Genomic DNA, 18448 nt, shown 5'->3' with positions numbered 1-18448 from the left:
TGAAATACGCCTAAGCCTGAATTTATTCTTTGTGCTTTATGCTCTGTGCTTTGTAGAGCGAAGCTCTAATTCGGCCTAAAAGCCTTCATATTCTCCTCCCTACAAACCAAGAAAGGTCCACCGATCAGATCGATGCAATAGGGTATAGCTGGGAAAACAGCCTCTAGGCATTGTCTGATGGCTTTCGGTTTTCCTGGTAAATTTAGAATTAATGTTTGATTGCGTATGCCGGCTGTTTGACGACTTAGGATAGCGGTAGGAACATATTGTAAGCTTACAGAGCGCATTAATTCACCGAAACCCGGCATCATCTTTTGGCATACTGCCTCTGTCGCTTCTGGGGTGACATCGCGTAAGGCAGGTCCAGTTCCTCCGGTAGTTACTAATAAACATACCTCCTCTGACATTTCGATCATCTTCGCCTCGAGTTGATCTTGTTCATCGGGAACTACGGCGTATACCACCTCAAAATCAGATTCAAGGTATTCTTTTAATAACTCGACCACGGCCTTCCCTGGAATATCTTCGTAGATACCCGCACTAGCCCGGTCAGACACATTAATTACGCCTATTTTGATCATTCTTTTTGGGTAATTTAAGTTTCTTCTCCATCGGAATCGGCTCGTCTAAAAGATCACGAATGACGATAGAAGCGACTACGCCTCCAAAGGCTGCAGGTAAATAAGAGATAGTTCCGTAGGCAGATTTTTTAAAGTTGCTGCCGTCCGTAAGGATAAGCGATTCGTCTTTTACTTTTTCCAAAGAGAAAACGGCCTTAATTCCTTTACCTACTCCCATTTTGCGAATGCGTTTGCGCACTAAAGAGGCTAAATAGCATTCACGTGTGTTTAGTAAATCCGCCGTTCTGATTTGGGTTGGATCCATTTTGCCACCGGCACCCATCGAACTGGCAATCTTAAAACCTAAATCGTAGGCTGTTTTAAGCAAGGTGACTTTAGGGGTTACGGAATCGATACAGTCCATGACGTAATCGAATTTCGTCGTTTCTAGCAAGTTCTTCGCCTCTTCAGGACTTAAGAATTGTTCGATGGCTGTTAATTCAAGAGCCGGGTTGATGGCTTGTAAGCGTTCGGCCATGATTTGGGCTTTGGAAACCCCATGGTTTGTCGCTAAAGCGGGTAATTGTCGGTTACGGTTAGTTGGATCCACCACGTCTCCGTCGACGATGGTCATTCGGCCCACGCCAGATCGTGCGATGAATTCAGCAGCAAAGGAGCCTACGCCCCCTAATCCGACAACTAAAACGTGTGATTTTTGTAATTTATCGATCCCTTCCGGTCCGATCAAGAGTTCAGAGCGGCTTAGCCAGCTTAGATCGTTGTTTGGCATAATTAGGATATTTCTTCCTTGATTTGATAATTCGTCGTCTTATCCGAGTTAGTAATTAATAACTCCCCGATAAATCCGGCTAAAAAGAGTTGCACGCCCAATATGATAGCGACAAGTGCTAAAAAGAAAAGTGGATTGTCGGTTACGTTGCGGTACTTTAAATTATAAGCGATGTTATAAATTTTAACAGCCATTAAATAGATGGTCAACCCGGAACCCGTTAAGAAGGACAGGATACCCAGGCTTCCAAACAAATGCATCGGACGTTTCCCGAAAATCTGCACAAATGAAATCGATAATAGATCTAAGAAACCATACAGGAAGCGCTCTAAACCAAATTTAGTCACTCCATACTTGCGAGCTTGGTGTTGAACCACCTTCTCTCCAATTTTTGTAAATCCATTCCATTTCGCTTGAACAGGAATGTAGCGGTGCATTTCGCCATACAAACGCAAGGTTTTCACTACTTCGATTTTATACGCTTTTAAGCCGCAGTTGAAGTCGTGTAAATGAACGCCAGATAATTTGCGAGTGGCTGCGTTGTATAATTTGGTTGGAATAGTTTTGGAAATAGGATCGAATCGCTTCTGCTTCCAGCCGGAAATTAGGTCGTAATTTTCCTCGGTAATCAATCGATATAATTCTGGGATTTCGTCTGGAGAATCTTGCAAATCAGCATCCATGGTGATGACTACTTGGCCGGAAGCCTTACTGAATCCTTCGTGAAGGGCAGCTGATTTCCCATAATTGCGGGCAAAGGAGATGGCTAAAATGGTGCTGTATTGGGTTGATAATTGCTTTAAAACTTCCCAGGAATTGTCATTGCTGCCATCGTTTACGAAGATCATCTCGTAAGAAAACGCATTTTCTTTCATCACTCGATCGATCCAAGAACATAGTTCTGTAAGCGATTCGGCTTCGTTATAAAGAGGTACTACGATGGATAGCTGTAACATATGGGCAAAAATACAAAATAATTATGAAGGAAAGATGATATAAAAGGGTCTTAATAATTCGATGAATTCCGGGCTGTATTCGCCTTGTTCGGTTTTGATGTTTATTCGACCGTCCTTGATTGTGCTTTTTTCTCTTGATCCGCTCGCCATTACGCGTAAAACGGGGCTTGACGGATTCGAATAGATGGTCACTTTTTCATGGAGGAACAACCCATTTGCATTCAATGATTGTTCGAATAGGGCCAAAACATCAGCTGGATAAAGCACCGCAAATTCTCCTTCTTTCGTTAGTAATCGTTCAATGGAGGCAGCTAATTCAGCCGGACTTAAATGATCCGCATGAATCGCCATGTGTTTAGCCTCATCTGTTGAAGCTAGGTGATTCGTGAAAAAAGGTGGATTGGAGCAGATGAAATCGAATTTTTCGTCAGGATTATATTCGCTGACATCTGTTTGGGTAACATTTAAGCGATTTTTGAACTGACCGTTTTGGAAATTTTCCGAGGCAACCTTCGCCACCTCCGGGTGTATTTCTAGTGCATTTACGCTACAGGTAGGATTAGCTTTTGCCAGCATTGAAGCTAATAGACCACACCCTGTTCCAATATCCAAACAATTACCACGAGCTTTCAAGGAGACCCAAGCGCCAAAAAGACAAGCCTCTGTGCTAATCTTCAATCCCGGATTTCCGTGATGTAAAGAGAATTGTTTGAATTCGAAAAGGGATCTATTTTCGGCCATAATCTGCCGGATTTTCACCCCAGTCCTCGGTTTCCCACTTCAAGACTTTGGTGGAATACTGATTACTTTTTAACCAAGTGATGGCATTGTCTACCATCTTGAATAACTCTTCTGTATTTGAATTGCGCTCCAGATTGGTTTTGATGGCGCGATTTCTAACCCAAGCAATGGCCGTTCTGGAATCAGAATACAAAGGGTAGGGGCAGTCTAATTTCTTTAAATAAGCCAGGCCATGAACAATGGCTAGAAATTCGCCTAGATTGACAGTGCCTTCGGGAAATGGGCCGCGAGCAAATAACACCTCTTTCGTTTCTGTATTTACACCCTGGTATTCCAATACCCCTGGATTTCCGGCACAGGCTGCATCAACGGAGATACTTGGAATAATGAATTTAGCCGCGTTTAATCGGGGTGTTTTAGTCTTAGATGCTGGAGACACACTCGCCCAATAATTCTTTTTTGACGCGCTTTCTGCTTCGGCTTTTGACTCAAAAGACTTGTATTGTGCACCCGCAAAGCCCTTGATATTCTTTTCGGTCTCTGCCCAGGAATCGAAGATTCCGGTCTGATGACCCGCCCAAATCACATAGTATTTTTGTTTTTTGGCCATCTACATCAAACGTGATTTAAAGATCTTAATCGCGATCGCAATCAATATAACTCCGAAAATCTTCCGCAAAATCTGCGTCCCAGCGCTTCCTAGTTTCTTCTCTATCCATACACTTGAACGCAAAACGATATAAATGAAAATGAGATTAATGAAGATACTAATGATGATATTTTCCTCTTCGAATTGCGATTTTAAGGAAATCAAAGTCGTCATCGTTCCTGCACCTGCGATAATCGGAAAGGCCAATGGAACAATGGAATGTGTATTCGTTTCAATTTCCTCACTCTTGAAAATACTTCTGCCTAATGTCATTTCCATACCAATCAAGAAAATGATAAGTGCACCTGCCATAGCAAACGAATTGGTATCTACGCCCAATAAATGTAAAATGAATTTCCCGGCAAAAAAGAATCCAATCATGATGATTCCTGAAGCAAGTGTGGCTTGTCCAGGATGAATATCTCCGTTTTTCTTGCGCAAGTCGATGATAATGGGAATGGATCCTAGAATATCAATCACCGAAAATAAAATCAAGGAGGATGAAAGAATTTCTTTGAAATTAAAGTTCATATTTTATGGTTTGGATGAGTGTTTCAATATCTTCAATTGTGTGCGCTGGAAAATTAGCGATGCGGAAACTGGTTTCTTTCCATTTTCCATATCCTTTTCCGAGCTCTATATCTTTGATTAGACATATTTGGTGTAATTGTTTGATCTTATCAGGTGCTCCTATTAAGGCCAAAACAGTAGGCAATCGCAACGCTGGGTTTTCTATTAAATAGCTGAACTCCGTTTCATTATCCCAGAAATCCGTCCACACTTTCATTTTAGCTAAAGTCGCACGATGTATTTCAGAAAGCATTGGCAGCTGCTGCGTCAATCGGTAAACCAGGTAAATGCTTAATACATTCGGTGTCATTTGCGTTTGGAAAAGTTGTCTATTCTCTTCTAAAAACAACACGTCATTATAATGTGTCGCCCGATCTAATTCTCTTGCCCGAGCCAAAGCCTTAGGGGAGCAGATCATCAGACCCATTCCGGCTGGAATTCCGATGCATTTCTGTACCGAAGCCAGCCAAACATCGGCCTCATTCCATGGCAATTCAATGCCGCCCATCGATGAAGTGGCATCCACAGCAACGAGGGCATCTTCTGCTAGTTGATAATCTGCTCGGCGGATTTGTTGACCTGTTCCATTCGATGTTTCACTTTGGACCAGACATAAGGTGTCACCCTGAATAGTTCCTATTTGCTGTGCAAATTCTGCAAGGCTTTGGTCTATAGCGAATTCAAATGATTCCGCAACGGATCCGGCGTAATGTGCCCATTTTTTGCCAAAAGCGCCATTATATAAGTGGGTTGATTTTGTTCTAACAAGGGATTGAATGACGATTTCCCAGGCTTCTGTCGCCGATGAAACGAAATAGATGGTATAGTTCGATGGGATATTCCATTTCTCATGAAGCACCTCAAATGTTTCTTCGAGTAGCTTTTCGAAGCGTTCGCTCCGGTGGTTGATGCTGACAATACCCTGCTCAAAAGCCTCTTGAATGTATCCAAGGGCCTCTGGATGAACCTTAGAGGGGCCAGGGTAGAAGGATAACATGGGTTAAATAAAGGAATAAAGGCCTAACTCGTAACCACGAAGGCCTAAACCGACGATGATTCCTTTTGCCTTAGGGCTCAAATAGCTGTGGTGACGGAAATCTTCCCGTGCATGTACATTTGAAATGTGAATCTCAATCACGGGTGTTTTGATGGCTGCCACCGCATCGCCTAAAGCTATAGATGTATGTGTATAGCCGCCCGCATTGAATAAAATGCCATCATAAGTAAATCCTACTTCGTGCAATTTATTAATTAACGCTCCTTCTTCATTGGATTGAAAATGAGAGATGTCTAATTGCTCCCCAAACTTATCTTGTAAGATTTCCAAAAACTGCTCGAACGTCTGTGCTCCGTAAATCTCAGGTTCACGCGTGCCTAATAAATTCAAATTAGGGCCATTCAGGATCAATATTTTCTTTCTTACCATATTAATAAGGGGACATGCGGTGTAAAAATACGTAATTACTTTAAATTTACGGGATTCAAAGCATAAAATGTATATGTGGGAGACAGAAATCCAGTCTTTTGGTGATTACTTAAAAATAGAGCGGGGCTTATCCAAGCACTCCCACGAAGCCTATTTACGGGACATACAAAAACTGGAAACCTATTTGGCTTTTTCACCCGTGGCAATAAACCAAGTAGATGAATCTCATATTTTGGCCTTCTTAAAAGACCTGCATAGCTTAGGGATTGAAGCAAGCACCCAATCACGTACCCTTTCAGGTATTAGAGCCTTTTTTCAATTTCTCGTTTTCGATGGTACCTTAAAAGCGGACCCCACTGTCCACGTGAAAAATCCCCAAATGGGTCGCAAATTGCCCGATACCCTTTCCTTCGACGAGATCACGGCCATTCTTGATCAGGCAGATCTCTCTAGTCCAGAAGGCGTTCGAAACCGTGCGATGCTAGAATTCTTGTACGGAGCCGGATTGCGTGTTTCTGAATTAATTGGCTTAAAAAGAGAAGATATCTACGAAGATCAAGGCTTCATCAAAGTCCGTGGAAAGGGCGACAAAGAGCGCCTGGTTCCCGCGGGCCGCGATGCATTCAAGTTTTTGAATTTGTATCTAGAATCGGTTAGGCCTTCTGTGCCTGTCAAAAAAGATGCCACTCACTTCGTTTTTCTCAATCGCCGAGGTTCAGGCTTAAGTCGCGTGATGGTTTTCTTGATTTGTAAAGACCTCGCCGCGAAAGCAGGCATCACGAAAGTAATCAGCCCCCATACTTTTCGACATTCATTTGCAACACATTTAATTGAGGGTGGAGCAGATTTACGTGCGGTCCAGGAGATGCTGGGCCATGAATCGATCTTAACGACGGAGATCTATACGCACTTGGATCGGGCGTATTTGACGCAGATGGTGCAGGATTTTCATCCTTTTTCATCTTTAAAGCATAAAGAATAAAGCACAAAGAATAAAGATTTAGTCTGAAGGAAATGAGTCCGGAGGTAGCACTTCATGAATTCATCGCCATAGGCGATTCTAACTCTATGCTTTATTCTTTGTGCTTTATGCTCTCTTTTTAGAGTTCTCTAATCTCCGAACCTTCCTCAGGAAAAGGGATAAACACAAAATTCGTAAACTGACCATCCACCACGAAAAGACACGCGAATTCTTCAATGTCTTTGAAGTTTTGGACAAAGAGCTCCATGTTCTCTTCTGCGATCAGTTTGCGCTGCACAAATTCTTCCATCATCGAAGCGTGGTAGTTCCACTTGTTTTCGTGCATTTCACCAACGCCGATCAATTTTTGGCCTATTTCAATGGGACGTTGGGAGGTCACAAAGATGGGAAAGTCGGAGAAGCCACGTTTTTTGATTTGGTAGGACGCTTCTTTCAAGGCATCAGCAACTTTGATAAAATCCGAGGAGATGAGGCCTAAGTATTTCCCGTTTAGGTCTGGGGAATTAGGTGCATTTGAAAGGGCTGTGTAATCTTCGATCATGATTTAACTCTTACTTAGTAATAATAATTGAATGTCTTTGACCGGTTTGTGGAATAATTTTCCAGTGCTCGGTTGCGTTACAAAGCCTCGGTAGCAGAATATCCCTTTCATGAAGGATTTTCCTTGCCAAAGCATTTCTTCCACACCCCCTGTCTTCCCCGCCTTCAAGATGAAGGAGGTCATCAGGTTGCTCATCGCTAAACTAGAGGTGTGAGCTACAAGAGATGGGATATTCGGTACACAGAAATGTGTGACGCCGTATTTTTCAAAAGTTGGATGCTGAATCGTGCACGCCTCAGACGTCTCAAAACAGCCGCCTTGATCGATGCAAACATCCAAAATCAATGTTCCAGGATTCAGTTTGCTCACCATTTCTTCGGTCACGATGCAAGGGGTAATCCCACTTTCTGAACGCAACGCTCCTACGATGATTTGGGCTTCTTGTAGCGCTTTTGCTAGGTTTTCTGAGTCAATCACCTGCGTGACGATGGGGAAACCAAGCGCCGCTTTTAGGCGCTGTAACTTGTAAATATCTTTATCGAAAACTTGGAACTGAATGCCTGCGCTCGCTGCCGCTCGCGCCACCTGCTCCACGACTTGACCCGATCCTAAAAGAACTAAATTACAAGGAGGAACGCCGGTGACGTGTCCTAAAAGCAATCCTTTTTTCTTTTGAATCAAATCCGTTGCAATGGGTAAGATCAACTGTCCAGCAATTTCTGCCATTATTTTAATGAAAGGGAAGCCGCCGCCATTGTCTTCGACGAATTCTAGGCCGATGGCCATCAGCTTTTTGGCATTAATGGCGTCGATTAACTCGGAGGATAAATGTTGGTAGGAGGCACTTGAAATAAAGGCTTGGCCTTCTTTCATGCGAGCGATTTCTGCGATGGTAGGAGGGGTGATCTTTAAAGTCAACGCACTTTGCCAAATCATCGCCACATCCTCACTCACACTCGCTCCGGCTAATAAATAGTCTGAATCACTGAAGCCTGCTCGTTCTCCTGCGCCTTTTTCGATCACGATTTCGTGGCCATTATTCGTTAATAAGGCAACGGCTTGTGGGCTTAGAGATATGCGGTTTTCGTTCGGGTCGGATTCCTTTGGAATACTAATGCGGATGCTTTGGGCATTCTGCTTTGTCCAAGCCATCGCCTCTAAAGGGGCAATTCCTTGTTTTGAAAGTAAGTCCTGAAAGGGATTGTGCTCTAATATCTTCGCCATACAACTTCTAATTTACGGTGCGCGTCATCTACATGGGAAACGTTTAGTTCCAGATGTTCAAAGGTCCAAAACTCCTCCGCCTGCTCCGGCCACTCCACTAGACACAAGTGTCCAGAGTCTAAATATTCTTCTAATCCGATGTCGAAAGCCTCTTGTGCGTTCTTCAATCGGTATAAATCAAAATGATATACGGGGTTGCCTTTACCGTCTACATATTCATTCACGAGTGAAAAAGTAGGGCTTTGGACGGATTGTGCCACTCCTAATTGGTGGCAAATCTCCTTTATCAAGGTCGTTTTTCCAGCACCCATTTCACCGCGAAACAACCACACATTGGGGTAGTCTTTCGTCTCGCGAATGAGACTAGTCGCTATTTCGGGCAATTCCGTGATGCTGTATTTATCCCAGGGTCTCATAGTTCGATGTCCCCTAATTGTGGTCTGATGAGTATTTCTTCTAAAACAGTCGATGGATTCATCATATAAGCCGAATAAATCGTAGATGCCACATCGTCTGCGGGTATAAAGCGCGATTCAGGTAATTCAACTCCATCCCAAGCAGGGGTTAAAGTAGCTCCTGGTAAGATGGCTGTCACTTTGATGCCTTGCAACTTTGTTTCCTCGCGCAAGACTTTAGTGAAGCCTAATAAGGCAAACTTACTGATGCAATAGGATCCACCGGCAGTATAAGCCGTAATAGAGGCTGTGGAACAGATAGTAAAAATGTGGCCAGATTTTTGGGCCTGTAGAGTCGGTAAAAAGGCGCGTGTTAAATGATAGGCGCTGTATAAATTAGCCTCGATTTGACGCTCAAGAACGCCATCCTCTTCGTTCTGGATTTGACCTGGCATAAAAAAACCGGCGTTGTTAATCAGTACATCAATAGTTTTGGTTTGGCCCAAAACCCATCCAGCAAAGTCCTGGCATTGCTTTTTGTCGCTTAAATCAGCCACAAAAGTGTGTAAAGAGGTAGAATTAAATTCAGCTGAAAGTTCCTTCAATTTCTCGCCTGTTCGCGAGCAGGTATAGACGGTAAATCCTTCCGAAAGGAATTTTTTCACCAATGCTTTGCCAATTCCTTGGCTACCTCCGCTAATTATTGCCGTTTTGTTCATTATCTTTGATAAATATCGATGTGTAATATACCAATCAGATGTCAAAATTAGGCAAATATTTAATCTTCCTGGGTAAGCTTTTTACAAATCCAGAGAAATTTCGGGTTTATCTCGCCTTGACTTTTCAAGAATGCATCGACATTGGGATTAATTCGGTATTGATTGTTGCCATTGTTTCTTCCTTTTTAGGTGCTGTGACTTGCGTTCAAACAGCTGCTAATATGGATAACCCCTTCGTTCCCCAATACATTATCAGTTTAATTGTACGTGATTCGACTATTTTAGAGATGGGTCCTACCATTACTTGTGTGGTATTAGCCGGTAAAATCGGTTCTAATATCGCGGGTCAATTAGGAACGATGCGCATTACGGAACAAATTGATGCATTAGAAGTAATGGGGATTAATTCTCGTTCTTATTTAGTATTGCCTAAAATCATCGCGGCGATTATTACTTTCCCTATGTTAGTTACCTTAGCTTGTTTTCTAGCCATTTATGGCGGGTATTTAGCTGGATGGTTAACAGGAGCCATCTCTCCACAAGAATACATTAAAGGGTTACAATTCCAATTCAAAGGGAACTACATGATTTTTGCCTTGACGAAATCAGTGGTATTTGCCTTTTTAATCGTTACGATTTCTGCCTTTAAAGGATTTTATACAAAAGGAGGAGCCTATGAAGTAGGAACGGCGAGTACCGCAGCGGTTACGAATTCCTGTATTGCAATTTTGATTGCTGATTATCTTTTGGCCCAATTATTAGTCGGCTAAATTCTTTCGATAAACACGTTGGTAGTTAAAGCAGAGCTCGCAGAACCTCTATAAGATCCGTAAACGGGTGTTATTTCCTCTGGCAAACAAGAAGCGGCTAATGGAATGTGGTTGCCAGAAACCACTTCGTGCTGGGTAGGATCATAGCCTCTCCAGCCACCTCCTGGCAAATAAACTTCCACCCAAGCGTGCAAATGATGTGTTTGATTAGGCACGTCTACTGGTGCAACGCCAATGTAGTAGCCTGAAACAAATCGCGTAGCTAGACCCATGGCACGGCACAAAGCAGAGAATAAGACGGCATAATCACGGCATGATCCCTTGCGGTTAATCATAGTGAATTCCGGTGTATTCGGATTTCCTTCCTCGCGAATCTCATAGGCAAAATTGGAAAAGATGAATTCGTTCAGTGCAGAAAGATAGTCTGATGTGCTGTAACGGACGCCAGATGCGATTTGGCGGGCCATCTGCTCTACGTGAGGCGTTACCCCTTCCAAACCTAAATAAGGGCTGAGTGTTTTTTGATAGGAACGGGAATAGGTAATCGGTAAGGTTTTGCTATCAAAAGGGAAATAGACGAAGTCAAACGGGTTAAATTCAGTTGTTTCTACTACAGCATTTACCTCGATGGATAAAAAAGAGGTGGGCTCTTTGAAAAACAGAATATTTTGAATATTTCCCTCTGGATCTAGGTTTTTAGAGACTTGTACTGGGTTGGGTTGGATGTCTAATTGGAAATCTTGAACCGTTAAAAGAGCACTTTTTCGCGGATGTAAATAGAGGACGTGCGGATCTAAAGTGACCGATTCACTGTAATCATACCGAAGTTTATGCTGGATGCGCGCGATCATTTCGAAGGGGAAATTAACTCTTTCATCCAATCTTCATCGATTCCTTTTAACGATTTACGTAGGGCTTCATTCCAATCATCGGAAATGGCTTGCATATCTTCCTTGTATAATCGAACCTCTTTCGCTTTGAAACTGCCTTTTTCATAAACAACCACATCGATGGGATAATCGACATCGTTAGCGCTGACTTGGGTAGCATCAAAGGATAAGAAACCCATTTTGAGCGCCTCTTTCAGGGATGTTTCGTGTGTTAAATTTCTATTTAATAAGGGTTTTCCGTAGTTCGAATTACCAATAATCTGGTATTTTAATCCATCGTTAATTTCAATCCAATTGCCTTCCGGGAAAATGAGAAATAGCTTGTGCTCCGCATCTTTAGGCATTTGTCCGCCAACGATAGCATGTAGATTAAAGGCATATCCTTCTTTTTCGAGGGTTTCGCGATCTTCTGCCGCAACTTGTTTTAGTTTTTGGCCAAAAGATGTAGCTGCTTGAAACATATAATCGTAGCTTTCCTCTTCATCCACTATAGCTTGATTAAAATACGTAACCGCCTTATCACGAACGGAACGCAATCCAGCCGTCATGATAAAAAGGGAATGATTATTAATCTCGTGAATGGAGATTTTTTTATTCGAATATACTTCGTTACCCGCTGTAATTCGGGTGTCTGCAATGGCAATAATGCCTTCTTTAACGGTAATTCCTAAACAAAATGTCATACGATGATGGGTGGCAATTGGGAGCGCAATATTACACTATTTATTTGAAAAGATGGGTTTAGTTGACCGGCTTCAGGTCAAAATAGGTATTATGAATGGTTTGTCCAATGTCGTTGTTGGAGGTTTGGAAATCATCTAAAAACTGGTGTAAGCCAGTCGTTAAAATATCTTCGATTTCAGTGAATTGCACCTCAGATAGGATTTTAGATAGCTTTTTCTCAGCTAAATTCGAATATCCGTGGTCAAATGAAGTCCCTGAAATCGCATAAAGTGATTGTTCTGCTTCGGTTAAGCAATGCACCACGGAGCGCGGAAACCCTTTGTCCAAGATCAAAAACTCCACAATGTTCGTAGGATTGACCACTTTGTATTGTTGACGAAACATATTGTAGGCAGAAACAGATTTCAATACAGATGACCACAATAACAGATCGAGGGGAGACCCAACCGATTCCACATTTGGCAATAATGTGAAATATTTAACATCTAAAAAACGGGTTGTTTTATCAGCGCGCTCTAATAATTTTCCTAATTGCCCAAAATGCCAGCCTTCACCGCGCGTAATGGTTGAATCTACGATTCCATAAAATAGCTGACTTCCAGACTTGATTTCCTCTAGAAATCCTTGGTAACGTGCAAGTTCCCAGCTTTTGCTGCCCTCCACCCGGTCCTTCACTTTCCAATAAATTTGGTTCACATATTCCCACATTTCTTTGGAGATACTTTCACGTATGGTGCGCGCATTTTCACGAGCAGAAAAAAGACAAGAAAGTATCGAATTGGGATTATTGACATCGAAGGTCATGAAATACAATACATTTTCTCGATTAGCCTCAGCATAATGCTCAAAAAAGTTATAGTGATCAGCCGTTGCCACGATTAAGGGCTCCCATTGTTCCGGTACATTGGGTGGTAAATCTAGAGCAAGATTAAAATTCACCGAGATAAAGCGGGCATAATTATCCGCTCTTTCGATGTAGCGGTTCATCCAATAGATGGAATTGGCAACACGACTTAACATAGGCTATGAATTTGGGTAAAATGCTTGATATCTTAAAATTAGGATTTTTTTTAAGAGTGCGGCATCGACCCGTCCTTTTTTGTATTTTTGTGGTATAATTCGCTCAAAAAATCCACATGTTTTATCAAATTTTCATAAAACCTCTTTTCTTTTTGTTCAATCCAGAACGCGCGCATTACCTAGCAGCCGATTTAATTAGCTTAGCCTTGCGTATTCCGGGGATGTCTTTGCTCTTCAAAGCCTTATTTCAGGTGGAGGACAAACGATTAGAACGGACGATTTTTGGGCTTCATTTTCCTAATCCAGTAGGCTTGGCGGCAGGTTTTGATAAGAATGCGATGTTAATCGATGAATTTGCCGAATTAGGATTTGGCTTTATTGAAGTAGGAACGGTGACCCCGAAAGCTCAAGACGGTAATCCCAAGCCCCGTTTGTTTCGTTTAGTCGAGGACGATGCAATTATTAACCGAATGGGGTTTAATAACGAAGGCTTAGTAGCGATGAAGGCTCGTTTGGAAAAACGCAGATCAAAAATAATTGTGGGAGGGAATTTAGGTAAGAATAAAGTGACACCTAATGAATTAGCGGATGATGATTATTGCCAAGGTTTTGAGTCTTTATACGATGTAGTGGATTATTTTGTTGTGAATGTCAGTTCTCCTAATACCCCTAATTTGCGTGCTTTGCAGGAAAAAGAGCCTTTGAAACAATTGCTGCAAACTTTGCAGGATTTGAATGCACTAAAGCCGGTTCAGAAACCAATTTTATTGAAAATTGCTCCGGATTTGAGTAATGATCAATTGGATGATGTGATTGAAATTGTGTTAGAAACTCGTCTGGCAGGTGTGATTGCGACGAATACCACTTTGTCGCGAGAAGGTCTGCAATCATCTCAAAAAGGCGAGATGGGTGGATTAAGTGGAAAGCCTTTAACTCAACGGTCTACTGAGGTGGTTGCTTATTTACATCAAAAATCAAACGGCCAGTTCCCCATCATCGGGGTAGGCGGTATTCATTCTGGCGCGGATGCCATTGAGAAATTAAAGGCAGGAGCCTCTCTAGTGCAGATCTATTCTGGCTTCATCTATGAAGGCCCAGGTTTGATTAAAGAAATTAACCAAGAAATATTAGCTGCTGGACTTTAAATTTGATTTTGTAAATCGAATCAAAAAAGCGAAATTTATAAGATTAACTCCTAGTTCCTTCAATGGCAAAAAAGATTAGTAACCCCACAAGCACCTTACAGCTTAATTTTGAGCAAGATAAGCCCAAAAGAAAAATGGACGGCGCTGTTCTATATCGCTTTCAATTAATCATAGCTGCATTTTTATTTCTTATAGGTACCCTTTTATTGGTGTCTTTTGGATCTAGTTTTTTTGTGGGCGTTTCAGATCAAAGCGAAGTAGAACGTGGTGTGGTGGACACAATCAAGGGTTCCGATATTCCAATTAAAAATTTTGCGGGTCTTTTAGGAGCAAAAATTGCGCACTTCTTTTTGTTCAAGACTTTTGGTTGGTCGACGTTCTTGTTGATCCCTTTGTTTTATTTATCTGCACTTAAAGTAGGATTTAAAAAAGAGTTATACTCTTTAGAGCGTCTCTCTTGGCAGGTACTATTCTACATCTTGTGGATTAGTTTATTAGCTGGATTCTTTGTCTTTTCGTTAGACTTGCCGCATTCCATTGGAGGAGGGGTAGGGTATTTTGTCAATGAGAAATTATATCAATTATTAGGCTACCTATCCATTTTTGTGATTGGTTTTGGCGGATTTATCTTCCTGGTGTTGTTCTATCAGTTAAATCCTAAGAAAGCCAAAGTAGCAGTTCCTACGCTAGAGGAAGAGGAGGAAGAAGAGGAAAGTTTGTTCATTGATGAAGATGGACCAGCAATGCATGTGGACAATGATGATTTAGAGGAATTTAGGCCGATTGTCCCACCCGTTGTGGAGGAAGTTCCTGAAGAGGTTTTACCTGAGCCTGTGGTGGTAGAAGAAGAAAAAAAAGAGGATGACTTAGACTTTACTTATAAGGTAGCTGATGTGGCAGATGAGGTGATCGAGGAAGAACCTACTCCCATTTCTCGGGAGATGAAAGCGAACGATCTTGTGGAGCAATTTGGTCTATATGATCCTACCGCTGATTTGCCTAAATACCAGTTCCCTACAATCGATTTATTAAAGGAATACGATCAAAAGAACCAGACATCGCAAGTGACGATGGATGAGTTGAAGGCGAATAAGGAGAAGATCGTCGAGACTTTATTGAATTACGGAATCGGGATTCAGAAGATTGAAGCGACCATCGGACCCACAGTTACTCTGTATGAAATCGTTCCAAAGGCCGGTGTTCGCGTAAGTAAAATTACTTCGTTAGAAGATGATTTGTCACTTTCCTTAGCTGCAATGGGCGTTCGTATTATCGGCCAAATGCCAGGGAAGGACACCATCGGTATCGAGGTAGCCAACAAGAACCGCGAGATGGTTCCGGTACGTGCCGTGATCGGTTCTGAGAAGTTCCAAAAATCTACCTACGATCTCCCTATCACCTTAGGAAAGACGATTTCGAATGAAATTTTTGTAGCCGATTTAGCCAAAATGCCTCACCTCTTAATGGCAGGTGCTACGGGTCAAGGAAAGTCTGTAGGATTAAATATGCTCTTGACTTCGTTGATTTATAAGAAGCACCCGGCGACTTTGAAGTTTGTGTTGGTCGATCCTAAGAAGGTGGAATTATCCCTTTTCAATAAGCTAGAACGCCACTTTTTAGCTTGTCTCCCGGATTCAGCAGAGGCGATTATTACTGATACTAAGAAAGTCGTTAATACCCTGAATTCGTTATGTAAGGAAATGGACTTGCGTTATGATAAGTTAAAAGATGCAGGTTGCCGCAATATTAAGGAGTACAACCAAAAGTTCATTAACCGTCGCTTAAATCCAAACGAGCACGACTTTATGCCGTATATCGTCCTTGTGATTGATGAGTTAGCAGATTTAATGTTAACTGCCGGAAAAGAGGTCGAGCATCCAATTGCGCGTTTAGCTCAATTAGCGCGTGCCATCGGTATTCACTTGGTAGTTGCGACGCAACGTCCTTCGGTGAACGTAATAACAGGTACTATTAAAGCAAACTTCCCTGCACGTCTTTCGTTTAAGGTGATGTCCAAAATTGACTCCCGCACTATCCTTGACGCCGGTGGCGCTGATCAGTTAGTGGGCATGGGCGATATGTTATTATCGATGGGATCTGAGGTAATTCGTTTACAGTGTGCCTTTGTAGATACCCCAGAGGTAGAAGATATCTGTGATTTCATCGGAAATCAACAGGGATATTCATCCGCTTATTTGTTGCCTGAACCCGATTCAGAGGAGATGGGTGGACAAGATCGCGGTGATTTTGACCCAAGCGATAGAGACTCTTTCTTTGATGAGGCAGCTCGCTTAGTTGTAATGCATCAACAAGGTAGTACCTCTTTAATTCAGCGTAAGTTGAAATTAGGCTATAATAGGGCAGGTCGGTTGATTGATCAATTAGAGGCTACAGGAATTGTTGGTTCTTTTGGCGGATCAAAAGCTAGAGAAGTACTCGTAAAATCAGAAACGGAATTAGAAGAGATTTTAAAAAATTTATAAGATGAAAAAAGGACTATTATTACTATGCTTGAGTTTTAGCTTATTTGCGCAGTCAAATAAGGCAGTAAGTCTAATTGATGGGATGCAGAAGAAATACAAGGCCATGGGCTCATTCTCAGCCAATTTTACGTATCAAACAGATGGAGCAGCCACGTTGTCTGGTTCCATCACGGTAAAGGGGACAAAGTTTCGTTTAAAGACGGCAGGTCAGGAGATCTTTAATAATGGAAAAGAAGTAGCTACCTACATTAAGGAAATAAATGAAGTGAACATTTCTAGCTTTGATCCTTCCGAAGGTGATTTGAATCCTGCTAAAATCTATTCCTTCGACAAGAAGGCTTATAAGATTGCGTTAAAGGGCGAATCTGCTGGTGTTTCTACAGTGGAGCTTTCTCCGGTAGCAAAAGGCACCCAAATAAAGAGTATCACTCTTAAAATCAATTCAAAAGATCTTTCTGTAAACGAATGGACCATCCTTAACAAAGCAGGAAAGAAACAATATTTCAAGGTCGCTAAATTAAATTCGAAGGTAAACGCTGACGATAAATTATTCTCTTTCGATAAGAAAACATTTCCAGGTGTAGAAGTGAACGATTTGCGTTAATCTACCTACCTTCTAGCATATAAAAAAAGGCCTCTCTTTTTCGAAGGGCCTTTTTTTATATGTGATGTGGAAGATTATACTGTTTGCAATATTAATTGCTTCATAATTTCTAATCCATCCGTGTTATTCAAATCTGGATCAGCTGCTCTCTCCGGGTGCGGCATCATTCCGAATACATTTCTACCTTCGTTGCAAATACCAGCTATGTTTAAAAGACTTCCATTCGGGTTAGATTCTTCTGTAACATCGCCATTCTCGTCACAATAATAGAATAAAATCTGATCATTTGACTTTAATGAAGCCAATGTCTTCTCATCTGTAAAGTAACGACCTTCTGCGTGTGCGATAGGTATTTTATAGGCTTTGTTGGTATCTAATTCTTGTGTTAACAAGGAATTGTTAGTTGCCGCCTTTAAGTAGATATTCTTGGAAATGAATTTCTGAGAATTGTTTCTTAATAAAACACCTGGTAATAAATGAGCTTCTACTAAGACCTGAAAGCCATTACAGATACCCATTAAATAGCCGCCATTTTTAGCATGCTCGATAACGTGATCCATAATAGGGGAGAAACGCGCAATAGCACCAGAACGTAAGTAATCTCCATAAGAGAAACCGCCTGGAATGATAATGAAATCGCAGTTTTGTAGATCAGTCTCTTTGTGCCAAAGTTTAACTGCCTCATAGCCTAAACTTTGAATGACTCCGACTGTATCGTCATCACAATTGGACCCTGGGAATACTACTACACCAAATTTCATATTTTCTTTGCTATTATTTTGTGCAAAATTACAGTTTTTGAGTGAAAAATGCAGAGCCTCTCTCGCATTTATTTTATTCTACTGGACGGATTTAATACGAAGGATACTTTTGTGATAAGGCAATAATGGCCCCTGCGTCTAATGAACAAGATGAAAGTCCTAAAAGGCAGATAAGTAGTACTAATTGGAGGAAATTTGTCATCAATTTTTTCATGATAAGGGTGGTTAGATTGTGAGTAATAGGATAAAGGTAGGTTAATCGGAGTGAGTTTTTTAGGCGTAGAATGAGAATAGAAAGTAGCTGGTAAAAAAAAGGCCGCGACTCTACGAGTCGCGGCCTTTCAAAACCGAAGAGGAAATAAATCCTAGTATCTGTAGTGCTCTGGCTTGTATGGCCCTGCTTGAGGTACACCAATGTAATCCGCCTGCTCTTTTTCTAACTTCTCTAATTTAGCCCCGATGTGCGCTAAGTGTAAGAACGCTACTTTCTCATCTAAGTGCTTAGGAAGAATGTAAACTTTGTTCTCATAGCTCGCTG

At 41.7% G+C, this 18448-nt stretch carries 22 protein-coding genes; 5 read left to right on the top strand and 17 right to left on the bottom strand.

The window, feature by feature from the left end; translation table 11 throughout:
• Positions 1–65 precede the first annotated feature (65 nt).
• Genes mog through aroQ form a run of 8 tightly spaced genes read right to left on the bottom strand, consistent with a single transcriptional unit; the run spans position 66 to position 5692 of the window.
• Complete coding sequence (mog, locus tag ACRZ9O_RS05340; protein WP_459457090.1) at positions 66–581, bottom strand: molybdopterin adenylyltransferase; 516 nt, start codon at positions 579–581, stop codon at positions 66–68.
• Positions 559–1350 (bottom strand): tRNA threonylcarbamoyladenosine dehydratase, encoded by a 792-nt coding sequence (locus ACRZ9O_RS05335; protein ID WP_459457088.1) that lies wholly within the window; start codon positions 1348–1350, stop codon positions 559–561. Before ACRZ9O_RS05335 ends, mog begins: the two co-directional genes overlap by 23 nt.
• Before the next feature lie 2 nt (positions 1351–1352).
• Positions 1353–2306 carry a glycosyltransferase family 2 protein gene (locus tag ACRZ9O_RS05330; protein WP_459457086.1) on the bottom strand — a complete coding sequence of 318 codons (954 nt, stop codon included), beginning with the start codon at positions 2304–2306 and terminating at the stop codon, positions 1353–1355.
• A 21-nt stretch (positions 2307–2327) separates the two neighbouring features.
• Positions 2328–3047, bottom strand: a complete 720-nt coding sequence (locus ACRZ9O_RS05325; RefSeq protein WP_459457084.1) for a tRNA1(Val) (adenine(37)-N6)-methyltransferase — start codon at positions 3045–3047, stop codon at positions 2328–2330.
• Entirely contained in the window at positions 3034–3657 is a 624-nt protein-coding gene (locus ACRZ9O_RS05320) for a ribonuclease H1 domain-containing protein (RefSeq protein ID WP_459457082.1), read from the bottom strand. The genes ACRZ9O_RS05325 and ACRZ9O_RS05320 overlap by 14 nt, the downstream gene beginning before the upstream one ends.
• Positions 3658–4227 carry a MarC family protein gene (locus tag ACRZ9O_RS05315; RefSeq protein ID WP_459457081.1) on the bottom strand — a complete coding sequence of 190 codons (570 nt, stop codon included), beginning with the start codon at positions 4225–4227 and terminating at the stop codon, positions 3658–3660.
• Entirely contained in the window at positions 4217–5263 is a 1047-nt protein-coding gene (locus tag ACRZ9O_RS05310) for an aminotransferase class V-fold PLP-dependent enzyme (RefSeq protein ID WP_459457079.1), read from the bottom strand. Before ACRZ9O_RS05310 ends, ACRZ9O_RS05315 begins: the two co-directional genes overlap by 11 nt.
• A 3-nt stretch (positions 5264–5266) precedes the next feature.
• Complete coding sequence (gene aroQ / locus ACRZ9O_RS05305) at positions 5267–5692, bottom strand: type II 3-dehydroquinate dehydratase (protein WP_459457077.1); 426 nt, start codon at positions 5690–5692, stop codon at positions 5267–5269.
• A 73-nt stretch (positions 5693–5765) separates the two neighbouring features.
• Here aroQ and xerD point away from each other — a divergent pair, with 73 nt between their 5' ends.
• Complete coding sequence (xerD, locus tag ACRZ9O_RS05300) at positions 5766–6674, top strand: site-specific tyrosine recombinase XerD (protein ID WP_459457075.1); 909 nt, start codon at positions 5766–5768, stop codon at positions 6672–6674.
• Between the two features lie 118 nt (positions 6675–6792).
• Here xerD and ACRZ9O_RS05295 read toward each other — a convergent pair whose 3' ends face one another.
• Genes ACRZ9O_RS05295 through ACRZ9O_RS05280 form a run of 4 tightly spaced genes read right to left on the bottom strand, consistent with a single transcriptional unit; the run spans position 6793 to position 9553 of the window.
• Positions 6793–7215 (bottom strand): hypothetical protein, encoded by a 423-nt coding sequence (locus ACRZ9O_RS05295; protein WP_459457073.1) that lies wholly within the window; start codon positions 7213–7215, stop codon positions 6793–6795.
• Between the two features lie 3 nt (positions 7216–7218).
• On the bottom strand, positions 7219–8439 hold the full coding sequence (locus ACRZ9O_RS05290; protein WP_459457071.1) for an alanine dehydrogenase: 1221 nt from the start codon (positions 8437–8439) through the stop codon (positions 7219–7221).
• Positions 8424–8855 carry a tRNA (adenosine(37)-N6)-threonylcarbamoyltransferase complex ATPase subunit type 1 TsaE gene (tsaE, locus tag ACRZ9O_RS05285; protein ID WP_459457069.1) on the bottom strand — a complete coding sequence of 144 codons (432 nt, stop codon included), beginning with the start codon at positions 8853–8855 and terminating at the stop codon, positions 8424–8426. Before tsaE ends, ACRZ9O_RS05290 begins: the two co-directional genes overlap by 16 nt.
• The gene (locus ACRZ9O_RS05280; RefSeq protein WP_459457067.1) at positions 8852–9553 is read right to left on the bottom strand and encodes an SDR family oxidoreductase; all 702 of its coding nucleotides are present in this window, start codon (positions 9551–9553) and stop codon (positions 8852–8854) included. Before ACRZ9O_RS05280 ends, tsaE begins: the two co-directional genes overlap by 4 nt.
• Positions 9554–9591: 38 nt before the next feature.
• On the opposite strand from ACRZ9O_RS05280, the gene ACRZ9O_RS05275 reads away from it, so the two are divergent.
• A complete protein-coding gene (locus tag ACRZ9O_RS05275) occupies positions 9592–10323 on the top strand; it encodes an MlaE family ABC transporter permease (protein WP_459457065.1) in 732 nt (243 codons plus the stop codon).
• Here the strand turns inward: ACRZ9O_RS05275 and ACRZ9O_RS05270 are convergent.
• From ACRZ9O_RS05270 to ACRZ9O_RS05260, 3 genes are read right to left on the bottom strand one after another with little or no spacing between them, the layout of a single operon-like run.
• A complete protein-coding gene (locus ACRZ9O_RS05270) occupies positions 10320–11174 on the bottom strand; it encodes a transglutaminase family protein (protein WP_459457063.1) in 855 nt (284 codons plus the stop codon). The two genes, ACRZ9O_RS05275 and ACRZ9O_RS05270, sit on opposite strands and share 4 nt — an antisense overlap.
• Complete coding sequence (locus ACRZ9O_RS05265; protein WP_459457062.1) at positions 11171–11896, bottom strand: peptidase; 726 nt, start codon at positions 11894–11896, stop codon at positions 11171–11173. Before ACRZ9O_RS05265 ends, ACRZ9O_RS05270 begins: the two co-directional genes overlap by 4 nt.
• A 58-nt stretch (positions 11897–11954) precedes the next feature.
• Positions 11955–12917 (bottom strand): alpha-E domain-containing protein, encoded by a 963-nt coding sequence (locus ACRZ9O_RS05260; RefSeq protein ID WP_459457060.1) that lies wholly within the window; start codon positions 12915–12917, stop codon positions 11955–11957.
• Between the two features lie 116 nt (positions 12918–13033).
• Here ACRZ9O_RS05260 and ACRZ9O_RS05255 point away from each other — a divergent pair, with 116 nt between their 5' ends.
• From ACRZ9O_RS05255 to ACRZ9O_RS05245, 3 genes are all read left to right on the top strand, one after another.
• Complete coding sequence (locus ACRZ9O_RS05255) at positions 13034–14062, top strand: quinone-dependent dihydroorotate dehydrogenase (RefSeq protein ID WP_459457058.1); 1029 nt, start codon at positions 13034–13036, stop codon at positions 14060–14062.
• Between the two features lie 62 nt (positions 14063–14124).
• Positions 14125–16545: an FtsK/SpoIIIE family DNA translocase gene (locus tag ACRZ9O_RS05250; RefSeq protein WP_459457056.1), complete on the top strand. Its 2421-nt coding sequence runs from the start codon at positions 14125–14127 to the stop codon at positions 16543–16545.
• Between the two features lies 1 nt (position 16546).
• Positions 16547–17149 (top strand): LolA family protein, encoded by a 603-nt coding sequence (locus tag ACRZ9O_RS05245; RefSeq protein ID WP_459457054.1) that lies wholly within the window; start codon positions 16547–16549, stop codon positions 17147–17149.
• Positions 17150–17223: 74 nt separating this feature from the next.
• Here ACRZ9O_RS05245 and purQ read toward each other — a convergent pair whose 3' ends face one another.
• A complete protein-coding gene (gene purQ / locus ACRZ9O_RS05240; protein WP_459457052.1) occupies positions 17224–17910 on the bottom strand; it encodes a phosphoribosylformylglycinamidine synthase I in 687 nt (228 codons plus the stop codon).
• 365 nt (positions 17911–18275) lie between these two features.
• On the bottom strand, positions 18276–18448 hold a 173-nt coding region (locus ACRZ9O_RS05235), incomplete at its 5' end, for an adenosylhomocysteinase (protein WP_459458021.1).

The sequence above is a fragment of the Aquirufa sp. HETE-40SA genome, assembly GCF_054558635.1.
The sequence above is the reverse complement of the archived record's forward strand: the minus strand, read 5'-3'. Positions and strand labels throughout refer to the sequence as shown.